We start from the raw sequence: 7,496 nt of genomic DNA, 5'->3' as shown, positions 1-7,496 counted from the left end.
AGGCGCCGCCACCCCGCCGGGGTTCGCTCCCGAGGGTGATTCGGTGTCCCCCGAAGAGGCGGACCTCCCCGAGGAGCCCCTCGCCGCCGACCCCGGGATCAGCGACCCCGAGATCAGCGATCCCGACGCCGCCGATCCCGAGGGCTGGGCGCGGGACGTCGACGTGCTGCTCGCCGAGCGGGCCGCCGCCATGGACCGGCGCGAGCGCGTCCTGCTGCCCGAGCACCTGTCGGTCAGCCAGCTCGTCGAGCTGGCCACCGACCCCGACCAGCTGGCCCGCCGCCTGCGCCGCCCGCTGCCGTTCCCGCCGAACCCCCTCGCCCGCCGGGGCACCGCGTTCCACACCTGGCTGGAGCGGCGGTTCGGGGCGGTCCGGCTGCTGGAGCTGGACGAGCTGCCCGGCGCCGCCGACGAGGACGCCGTGCCGGACGGGGAGCTGGGGCGGCTGCAGGAGGCGTTCCTGGCCAGCGCCTGGGCCGACCGCACGCCGCACGCCGTCGAGGTGCCCTTCGAGGCCGAGGTGGACGGACTCGCGGTGCGCGGGCGGATGGACGCCGTGTTCGCCGACCCCGACGGCGGGTGGACCGTCGTGGACTGGAAGACCGGCCGGGTGCCCGAGGCCGACCGGGTGCCGTCGCTGTCCGTGCAGCTCGCGGCGTACCGGCTGGCCTGGGCGTCGCTGTCGGGCAGCCCGGTGGAGCTGGTCAGGGCCGCCTTCCACTACGTCCGCGACGACCGCACGCTCCGCCCCGCCGACCTGCTCGACGCCGAGGGGCTGCGCGCCCTCATCCGGACGGTGCCCGATCTTCGCCCGAAGGAGTGAGCCGAGCCCTCAGGAGCTGACCCGAGCGTGGTCGGGGACCTCCTTAAGCACCCGTTCGTACAGCACTTCCAGCAGCCACCGCCCGAACAGCGACGGCCCGAACTCCGCCGACCGGTCCTCCGGCGGCACGACCAGCTCGGCCGGGGCGCCCTCGTCCTCCTCGTCGACCGCGACCACCCCGATCCCGTAGTAGTCCAGCTCGATCAGCGGCCACGCCTCGTCGCGCTGGGCGGTGGGCAGCACGACCGCGCAGGGCGCGAGGGTCATCAGCGTCCCGCAGGCCTGGAGCGCCTGGTCGGCGCTGCACTCCCCGACGAGCACCCCGACCAGCTCGACGGCGGAGACGGGGAGGCGGTCGTGGACGGAGGGCTCGAACCAGGAGCGGAACCAGGACGGGTCGGCGTGCGGCGGCCAGTCGTTCGCGCTCCGCCACCGGTGCACGTCGGCGCGGAGCCGCACGACGGCTGACACCCGCTGGCCGAGTACGGCGACGTCCGGGACCACGATCCCGCGCCACCCGAGTGCCGTGGCGGCACGGTGCAGTAGCGGTTGCACTAGTGCATCCTAGGTCTAGTCGCGATGTGAGCGGCAGGAGCAACAGCCGGCCCGGTCGCCGAGCGGTCGCCTGGCGCGGATCAGCGGGCGTCCCTGCGCACTCTCAACGCCCACAGCACCAACGGCACTTGGAGCGGGAGGCGGCCCCAGGCGAGTGTCCTCGCGCGGGCGGAGTCCCGTCGGTAGTCGTAAGCCATTTTCACATTCGCCGGGAAGACCGCGACGAAGAACCCCGCGGCGAGCAGCGCGCCCACGCGCCTGGTGCGCGGCACGGCGACGGCGGCGGCCAGCGCGAGCTCGGCGACGCCGGAGGCGTTCGTCCAGGTCCGGGGGCTGCCGGGCAGCGAGCGCGGCACGATCGAGTCGAACGCCGCAGGCCGCGCGAAGTGCGCGAGCCCGGCCACGCCCAGCAGGGCGGCCAGTGCCTGCGCCCGGACCGACCGGGAACGAGCGGGGTGGTGCATGACCCCCACCCTGTCACGCGTGCCCCGGCTCCGCGCCACCAGGGTTATCCTCCCGCACCGTGAGCGGTGATCCGGAAAATTCCGAACATCCCGAGCCCCCCGAGCGCGCGGCGACGACCGCGCGGGCCGACGAGTTCCTCGCCGGTCTGCGGGACTGGCTCGCCATCCCCTCCATCGGGGTCGACCCGGCCCACCCCGGCGACGTCGCCAGGTCGGCCGCCTGGCTGGCCGAGGCGCGGCGCGCCGACGGCTGGCCGGACGTGCGCGTCTGGGACGAGGGGCCCGCCCCGCCCGCCGTCTACGCCCACTGGCCGTCCGCCGACCCGGACGCCCCCGTCGTGCTGGTCTACGGCCACCACGACGTGCAACCGGTCGACCCGGTCGAGCGGTGGACCCGTCCCCCGTTCGAGCCCACCCTGGTCGGGGAGGAGCTGTTCGGTCGCGGGGCCAGCGACGACAAGGGCCAGGTCGCCATGCACCTGCTGGGCGTGCGCGCCCACCTGGCCGCGACCGGCCGCACCACCCCGGCGGTCACGCTCAAGCTGTTCGTCGAGGGCGAGGAGGAGGGCGGCTCCCCGCACATCGCCCGCACCCTCGCCGACCACGGCCCCGAGCTGGACTGCGACCTGGTCGTCTTCACCGACACCCCGCTGTACTCGCGCGAGGCCCCGACCGTGTGCACCGGCCAGCGCGGCGTCTACGGCGCCGAGGTCGTGCTCACCGGCGGCGCCACCGACGTCCACTCCGGACGGGCGGGCGGCAGCATCCCGAACCCGGCCACCGCGCTCGCCAGGCTCGTCGCCGCCCTGCACGACGAGGACGGCCGCGTCCAGCTCCCCGGCTTCTACGACCACGTCGTGCTGCCCACGGACGTCGAGCGCGCCGACTACGCCTCGCTCCCGTTCGACGAACAGGTGTGGCTGACCAACTCCGGCCGGGCGCGGGGCCTGTCCGGCGAGAGCGGCTGGTCCACCCTCGAACGCGTCTGGGTGCGCCCCACCGCCGAGGTGAACGGCCTGGTCGCGGGCTACACCGGGCCGGGGTTGAAGACCGTCGTGCCCGCCGACGCCCGCGTGAAGCTGTCGTTCCGGCTGGTGCCCGGACAGCGCCCCGAGCACGTCGCGGAGGCGCTGCGCGAGTTCGTCGACGCCCACACCCCCGAGGGCCTGCGCGCCGAGATCGTCAGCCGGGGCGACGGGGTCCCGCCGTACGCGGTGGACGTCGCGCACCCGGCGGTCGGCGCGGTCCGCGACGCCCTCGAAGGCGCCTTCGGCAAGCCGGTCCGGTTCAGCCGCACGGGCGGTTCCGGTCCCGCCGCCGTGCTGCACGAGACGCTGCGCGTGCCGGTCGTCTACTTCGGCGTGGCGCTGCCCGACGACAACATCCACGCCCCCGACGAGCGCGTCGTCGTGCCGCTGCTGCTCTCCGGGGCCGAGGCGCTGGCCGTGCTGTGGCGCACCCTGCCCGAGCGGCTCGCGAGCGGGGAGCCGCCGGCGTGATGAAGCACCTCATGGGGGAGCCGCTGAGCGAGCGCCCCGGCCACTCCCTCGTCGGCGTGGTCAAGATGCCCGACACGGTGCAGAGCCCGGTCCAGGCGATCATGAAGCGGGTGATCGGCGCGCTGGCCGCGCTGATCGCCGCCGTGCTGATCGTCTACCTGGACCGGGACGGCTACCGCGACGTCAACGGCGACGGCCTGTCGCTGCTCGACGCGGTCTACTACGCGACCGTCTCGCTGTCCACGACCGGCTACGGCGACATCACCCCGGCCAGCTCGTCGGCCAGGCTCATCAACGTGCTCGTCATCACCCCGCTGCGGGTGCTGTTCCTGATCGTCCTGGTCGGCACGACCCTGGAAGTGCTCACCGAGCGCTCCCGCCAGGCCTTGCGCATTCAGAAGTGGAGGACCAAGGTGCGCGACCACGTGGTCGTCATCGGGTACGGGACGAAGGGCCGCTCCGCCGTGAGCGCCCTGCTCGGCGACGGGGCGGACCCCGGCTCGATCGTCGTGGTGGACACCGCCCAGTCGGCGCTCGACGCGGCCTCCGCCATCGGCCTGGTGACCGTGCTCGGCTCGGGGACCAGCAACGACGTGCTGAAGGTCGCCGGGGTGCCCAGGGCGCGGGCGGTGGTGGTCGCGGCGAACCGCGACGACACCGCCGTGCTGGTCACCCTGACCGCCCGCGAGCTGGCCCGCGACGGCGCGCAGGTCGTGGCGGCGGTGCGGGAGCGGGAGAACGAGCACCTGCTGCGCCAGTCCGGCGCGGACTCGGTGGTGGTCTCCAGCGAGACGGCCGGGCGACTGCTCGGCATGGCCACCGCGACGCCGACCGTGGTCGACATGGTCGAGGACCTGCTGACCCCGGACTCGGGGTTGGCGATCGCGGAGCGCGACGTCGAGCCGGAGGAGGTCGGCGGCTCGCCCCGGCACCTGTCGGACATCGTGCTGGGCGTGGTGCGGGGCGGGAAGCTGTACCGCATCGACGCGGCCGAGGCGGACGCGGTGGAGGCGGGCGACAAGCTGCTGTACGTGAAGAAGGTGACGCCGCCGGAGGAGGACGAGCTGGTCCGGCGCTGATCCCCCTGACCGGGGCCGCCCCACGCGGGCGGCTCCGGCTCCGGCTGATGTGAATCCTCTTCGCCTCCACCGGGTACGCCTCGGTCATGAGCGGTGAACCGAACCGAACCCCGGCGAACGGCGAACGCGGGCCGAAGCAGTTCCACCTGGCGCTCGCGGCGAGCGCCGTGGCCGCCCTCGTCTTCGGCGTGGCGCTGCCCAGCCACCGCGCGGATGGCTTCGAGGTGGCCCCCGGCCCGATCATCACGATCGCTCTCGCGCTGCTGGTGTTCCAGTCCCTCTACTCGGACGGCGGCGTCCGGGCCGACCGGGAGTCCGGGGAGGCCGCGCTCCGGGAGGCGAAGGCCGAGCGCGCGGCCGTGGAGCGGGGCCCCGCCGGGCCCAACGCCCCCGGGAGCCGGTCCTAACCTCGTCCCCCCACCCCGGTGACCTCCTCGGGCTCCCCCTGCTCCACCGCCGGGTTCGCCGGTTCCACGGGATCGGCCGCCCCCGCAGCCTCCCCCTCCTCGACCCCGATCGGCAGCACCACCCGGAACGTCGCCCCCGGTCGCCCCATCTGCGGCGCCAGGCACGTCAACTCACCGCCATGCGCCCGCACCACGCCCCGCGCGATCGACAACCCCAACCCCGACCCGCCCCGCCGCCGGTCGCGCGACTCGTCGAGCCGCACCAGCCGGTCGAAGATCCGCTCCCGCTCCAGCAGCGGCACGCCAGGCCCGTTGTCCGACACGGTCAACCAGGCCCGGTCCCCGGCCCGCCACACCCGCAGCCGCACCACGCCCTCCGGCCCGGTGGCCTGCCGCGCGTTGTCCACCAGGTTCACCAGCACCTGCGCCAACCGCTCCGCGTCCGCCACCACCACGACCCGCTCGCCCTCGGCCTCCACGTCCAGGTCCGGCGCCAGCAACCGGCTGCGCGCCACCTCCGCCTCGGCCAGCCCCAGCAGGTCCACCGGCCCCACCTGCAGCTCCAGCCCCGCGTCTATCCGCGCCAGCTGCAGCAGGTCGTCCACCAGCCGCCCGGCCCGCCGCGCCTCCCGCACCAGCAGCAGGTTGAACTGCTCCCGCTCCTCCGCCGACGAGCTCTGCACCAGCGCCTCGGCCACCGCCTGCACCCCGGCGATCGGGGTGCGCAGCTCGTGCGCCGCGTCCGCCACGAACCGCTTGGTCCGCTGCTCCGACCCCTCCAGCGAGTCGAGCATGTCGTCGAAGGCCGCCGCCGTGCGCCCCAGCTCGTTCTCCACCCGCGACGGGTTGAGCCGGTGCCCGCGCCGCCCGGCCGCGATCGAGCGGGCCAGGGTCGTCATCGCGTCCAGCGGCGCCAGCGCCCGGCGCACCACCCACACCAGCGCCACCACCGCCCCGCCGATGGCCGCCAGCCCACCCGTCACCAGCACGCTCCGCAGCCGCGACTGCGCCGCCGACAGCACGCTCGTGTCCGCGTACAGCGTCACCGTGGACCCGTCCGCGAGGTTCCGGGTCACCTCCCGCCGCACGTCCCCGCTGGGCTCCTGCCCGAACTTCAGCCCGCTGGGCAGCTCCACCAGCACCCGCACGCCGCGGTTCTCCAGCCGGTTCACCAGCTCCGCGCCCCGCACCCGCTGCTTCACGAACTGCTGCGCCGCGCGCGCCTTGTCCTGGAGCACCGCGTCCATGTCCCGCCGCGACTGCGCCTCGAACTGCGAGTCCACCAGCAGCACCAGCCCGAGCACCACCACCGCCAGCACGGCCGCCGACGACACCGTGACCCGGCGCCGCAGCGACACCGTGCGCAGGCTCACGAGTCCTCCGCGCGCAGCACGTACCCCAGTCCCCGGACCGTGTGCAGCAGCCGGGGCCCGTGCTCCTCCAGCTTCCGGCGCAACGCGCTGACGTGCACTTCCACCAGGTTCGGGTCGTAGTCCTCGTACCCCCACACCGCCGTGAGGATCTGCGTCTTGCCGACCACCCGCCCCCGCTGCGCCGCCAGGTACCGCAGCAGCCGCAGCTCGGTCGCCGTCAGCTCGACCTGCGCGTTCCCCCGCACGACCACGGCCGAGTCCGCGTCGACGACCAGGTCCCCGATCTGCACCGTCGACGGCGTGCGCCCCAACCTCCGCAGCACCGCGCTCACCCGCGCCACCACCTCGGCGAGCACGAACGGCTTGGTCACGTAGTCGTCGGCCCCGCGGTCCAGCCCGCGCAGCCGGTCCTGCACCCCGTCCCGAGCCGTGAGCATCACCACACCGGCCCCGCTGCCCCGCCGGATCACCTCCAGCAGCGCGAACCCGTCGCGCCCAGGCAGCATCACGTCCAGCACGACGAGGTCGGGCCGGAACCGCGTCAACTCCCCTTCCAGGTCACGCCCGTCGGGCCGGACCCGCACCTGGTAGCCCTGCTCGCGCAGGGCCGAGCCCACCGCGGCCCCGATAGCCTCCGCGTCCTCGATCACCAGCACCCTGGCAGCAGTTGGCACGGGTCCATTCTGCGACCGATAGCCCCGGAACGTCCGCCGACCTTCAGCCCACCCTCAGCTCGACCGCCGAACGCACACCCGAGCCCCCACGACAACCCGACACGCCGTCTGCCAACATCCACCCGTGGCGCTTCGGCTCAACCCCGTCCGGTGGGCGCTCGCGCTCCTCGTCGTCGGCCTCGCCGCGGTAGCGGTGGTGGTCGCCCTGTCCTGGCCGGAATCCACAGCCGAGGGCGCCCTGACCGAGGCAACCGTGACAACCCCGGCCCCCTGCAGCGGCCCGGAGGCCTTCGACCAGGTCGCGTACGACCTGAACGGCACCCGCCACGAGGCCAAGCTGGACGGCTGCGGCCACAGCGAGAACGAGATCGTGCGCGTGCTCGTGAAGGCGAACACGACAGCGGACACCCTGCTCCAGTCGGCGAGCACCGTGCCCGACAACGCCATCCCCCTGGCAGGCCGCCTGAGCGGAACGCTGGTCTGCCTGAGCGGCCTGGCAGGCGCCCTCTACGCCTACCTGCTAACCCGCCGCAGCCCCACACCACTCCCCACCACGATCCCCAAGACCGGCCCGTAGCCGAACCCGCAACCCGCTCCTTGACCGCCTCGCGGGCTGCGGGGC

9 protein-coding genes are annotated in these 7,496 nt (G+C 74.5%); 5 read left to right on the top strand and 4 right to left on the bottom strand.

Annotated features, from left to right (window positions below; all coding sequences use genetic code 11):
- The coding region (locus tag ACTUAL_RS01530) for a RecB family exonuclease (RefSeq protein WP_440898997.1) at positions 1-823 on the top strand (823 nt) is incomplete at its 5' end.
- A 9-nt stretch (positions 824-832) separates the two neighbouring features.
- On the opposite strand, the gene ACTUAL_RS01525 is transcribed toward ACTUAL_RS01530, so the two are convergent.
- Positions 833-1,378: a hypothetical protein gene (locus ACTUAL_RS01525; RefSeq protein WP_096491584.1), complete on the bottom strand. Its 546-nt coding sequence runs from the start codon at positions 1,376-1,378 to the stop codon at positions 833-835.
- Between the two features lie 80 nt (positions 1,379-1,458).
- Positions 1,459-1,842 (bottom strand): DoxX family protein, encoded by a 384-nt coding sequence (locus ACTUAL_RS01520; RefSeq protein WP_440898996.1) that lies wholly within the window; start codon positions 1,840-1,842, stop codon positions 1,459-1,461.
- A gap of 59 nt (positions 1,843-1,901) precedes the next feature.
- On the opposite strand from ACTUAL_RS01520, the gene ACTUAL_RS01515 reads away from it, so the two are divergent.
- The 3 genes from ACTUAL_RS01515 (at position 1,902) to ACTUAL_RS01505 (ending at position 4,827) form a co-directional block, all read left to right on the top strand.
- A complete protein-coding gene (locus ACTUAL_RS01515) occupies positions 1,902-3,341 on the top strand; it encodes a M20/M25/M40 family metallo-hydrolase (RefSeq protein WP_440898995.1) in 1,440 nt (479 codons plus the stop codon).
- Positions 3,341-4,420, top strand: coding sequence for a potassium channel family protein (locus ACTUAL_RS01510; RefSeq protein ID WP_096491582.1), 1,080 nt, complete (start codon positions 3,341-3,343; stop codon positions 4,418-4,420). The genes ACTUAL_RS01515 and ACTUAL_RS01510 overlap by 1 nt, the downstream gene beginning before the upstream one ends.
- Positions 4,421-4,506: 86 nt before the next feature.
- Positions 4,507-4,827 carry a hypothetical protein gene (locus ACTUAL_RS01505; protein WP_440898994.1) on the top strand — a complete coding sequence of 107 codons (321 nt, stop codon included), beginning with the start codon at positions 4,507-4,509 and terminating at the stop codon, positions 4,825-4,827.
- Here the strand turns inward: ACTUAL_RS01505 and ACTUAL_RS01500 are convergent.
- Together ACTUAL_RS01500 and ACTUAL_RS01495 are read right to left on the bottom strand one after the other, a co-directional pair.
- Positions 4,824-6,200: a sensor histidine kinase gene (locus tag ACTUAL_RS01500; RefSeq protein WP_440898993.1), complete on the bottom strand. Its 1,377-nt coding sequence runs from the start codon at positions 6,198-6,200 to the stop codon at positions 4,824-4,826. The genes ACTUAL_RS01505 and ACTUAL_RS01500 overlap by 4 nt on opposite strands.
- Positions 6,197-6,874 carry a response regulator transcription factor gene (locus ACTUAL_RS01495; protein WP_096491580.1) on the bottom strand — a complete coding sequence of 226 codons (678 nt, stop codon included), beginning with the start codon at positions 6,872-6,874 and terminating at the stop codon, positions 6,197-6,199. The genes ACTUAL_RS01500 and ACTUAL_RS01495 overlap by 4 nt, the downstream gene beginning before the upstream one ends.
- Positions 6,875-6,998: 124 nt before the next feature.
- On the opposite strand from ACTUAL_RS01495, the gene ACTUAL_RS01490 reads away from it, so the two are divergent.
- A complete protein-coding gene (locus tag ACTUAL_RS01490; RefSeq protein ID WP_096491579.1) occupies positions 6,999-7,451 on the top strand; it encodes a hypothetical protein in 453 nt (150 codons plus the stop codon).
- The last annotated feature ends 45 nt before the right edge of the window (positions 7,452-7,496 follow it).

This window comes from Actinosynnema sp. (genome assembly GCF_052038725.1).
Note: the sequence above shows the minus strand (reverse complement) of the source record. Positions and strands in the feature narration are given on the sequence as shown.